Here is a 2,125-nt window from a genome sequence, read left to right as displayed (position 1 = left end):
CGCCTTCGAGCACGGCAAGGGTGCGATCGATGCCGGCGAATTGCGAGAACGGCCCGCTCAATTCGACACGCGCCATCGAGACGCGCCAGTCGAAATCGTCGAACCCGGCACCCGTGGGCGAGACGGCGATTTCCGTCGTCACGCCGCCGCCGTTCTTCCACGGCATCGACCGGTATTCGGCTGCCCGCAGAACACGCATCGGCTCAGCCAATCAGCCGAGAATGCCGGGCAAATTGAGCTGGTGCTCCTTGGCGCATTCGACGGCGATTTCGTAGCCGGCATCGGCGTGGCGCATGACACCGGTCGCCGGGTCGTTCCACAACACCCGCTCCAGGCGCCTTGCGGCGTCCGGCGTGCCGTCGGCGACGATGACCATGCCGGCGTGCTGCGAGAAACCCATGCCGACGCCGCCGCCATGGTGCAGCGACACCCAGGTGGCGCCGGACGCCGTGTTGAGCAACGCGTTGAGCAGCGGCCAATCGGAGACAGCGTCCGAGCCGTCCTTCATGGATTCCGTTTCGCGGTTCGGCGAGGCGACCGAGCCGGAATCGAGGTGATCGCGGCCGATGACGACAGGCGCCTTCAGCTCACCCTTGGCCACCATCTCGTTGAAAGCGAGTCCGAGCCTGTGGCGGTCGCCAAGGCCGACCCAGCAGATGCGCGCCGGCAGGCCCTGGAAGGCGATGCGCTCGCGCGCCATGTCGAGCCAGTTGTGCAGATGGGTGTTGCCGGGCGTCAGTTCGCGCACCTTGGCGTCGGTCTTGTAGATATCCTCAGGATCGCCGGAAAGGGCTGCCCAGCGGAACGGCCCGATGCCGCGGCAGAACAGCGGACGGATATAGGCCGGCACGAAACCGGGGAAGGCAAAGGCGTTCTCGAACCCCTCCTCCTTGGCCACCTGGCGGATGTTGTTGCCGTAGTCGAGCGTCGGCACGCCGGCGTTCCAGAACGCCACCATCGCCTCGACATGTTCGCGCATCGAGGCGCGTGCCGCCTTCTCGACCGCCTTGGGGTCGCTGACGCGCTTCTCGCGCCACTCGGCCATCGTCCAGCCCTTCGGCAGGTAGCCGTTGATGGGATCATGCGCCGAGGTCTGATCGGTGACCATATCGGGGCGAATGCCACGCCTGAACATCTCCGGCACGATGTCGGCCGTATTGCCAAGCAGGCCGACCGACTTCGCCTCCCCGGCCTTGGTCCAGCGTTCGATCTTTTCCAGCGCCTCGTCGAGCGTGTCGGCGCGCTCGTCGACGTAGCGGGTGCGCAGGCGGAAATCGATCGAGTCCGGGTTGCATTCGATCGCCAGGCAGCAGGCGCCGGCCATGACGGCGGCGGGCGGCTGGGCGCCACCCATGCCGCCGAGACCGCCGGTCAGTATCCATTTTCCCTTGAGATTGCCGCCATAGTGCTGGCGGCCGGCCTCGACGAAGGTCTCGTAGGTGCCTTGCACGATGCCTTGCGTGCCGATGTAGATCCACGAGCCGGCCGTCATCTGGCCGTACATCATCAGGCCCTTCTTATCGAGCTCGTTGAACTTTTCCCAATTCGCCCAGTGCGGCACCAAATTGGAGTTGGCGATCAGCACGCGCGGGGCGTCCGGGTGGGTCCGGAACACGCCAACCGGCTTGCCGGACTGGACCAGCAAAGTCTCGTCATCGGCCAGCGTCCTCAAGGAGGCGACGATGCGGTCAAAGTCGTTCCAGGTGCGCGCCGCCCGGCCGATGCCGCCATAGACGACCAGCTCGTTGGGATTTTCGGCAACATCCGGGTCGAGATTGTTCATCAGCATGCGCAGCGGCGCTTCCGTCAGCCAGGAGCGCGCGCTGATTTCGGTGCCGCGCGGGCTGCGGACTTCGCGGATGTTGTGGCGAGGATTGTTCATGGCGTCACTCCATAAAAGGCCTGATGTCAGACGCGCGCCCAGGACGTCGCAGTCTCGAGGATTTTCCGCAGCGTGGCGCGGATCGGTGCGGCAAACTCGGCATCGTAAGGCACCGGCCAGTTGTCCGGCGTACCCTTGCCATCGGGCTCGCGCATATAGCCGCGATTGGAGAGTTCCATCTGCAGCGCATGCACGCCTTGTTGCGGCTGGCCGAAATGGCGTGTGATCCAGCCGCCCTTGAAG

The 2,125-nt window shown here is 65.4% G+C and carries 3 protein-coding genes; all 3 read right to left on the bottom strand.

The window, feature by feature from the left end:
- A partial coding sequence (locus EN906_RS31915; protein ID WP_206529225.1) for a HutD family protein occupies positions 1–199 on the bottom strand: 199 nt, incomplete at its 3' end.
- 12 nt (positions 200–211) lie between these two features.
- Positions 212–1,882, bottom strand: coding sequence for a urocanate hydratase (gene hutU, locus EN906_RS31910; protein ID WP_127375670.1), 1,671 nt, complete (start codon positions 1,880–1,882; stop codon positions 212–214).
- A gap of 26 nt (positions 1,883–1,908) precedes the next feature.
- Positions 1,909–2,125 (bottom strand): N-formylglutamate amidohydrolase (locus EN906_RS31905; protein WP_206529224.1); only part of this gene is annotated, 217 nt, incomplete at its 5' end.

The sequence above is a fragment of the Mesorhizobium sp. M7A.F.Ca.CA.004.06.1.1 genome (genome assembly GCF_003999135.1).
Lineage (GTDB): Bacteria > Pseudomonadota > Alphaproteobacteria > Rhizobiales > Rhizobiaceae > Mesorhizobium.
Note: the sequence above shows the minus strand (reverse complement) of the source record. Positions and strands in the feature narration are given on the sequence as shown.

Coding starts and splice junctions, on each gene's coding strand:
- hutU (WP_127375670.1), bottom strand. CDS start 1,882: ATGAACAATCCTCGCCACAACATCCGCGAAGTCCGCAGCCCGCGCGGC.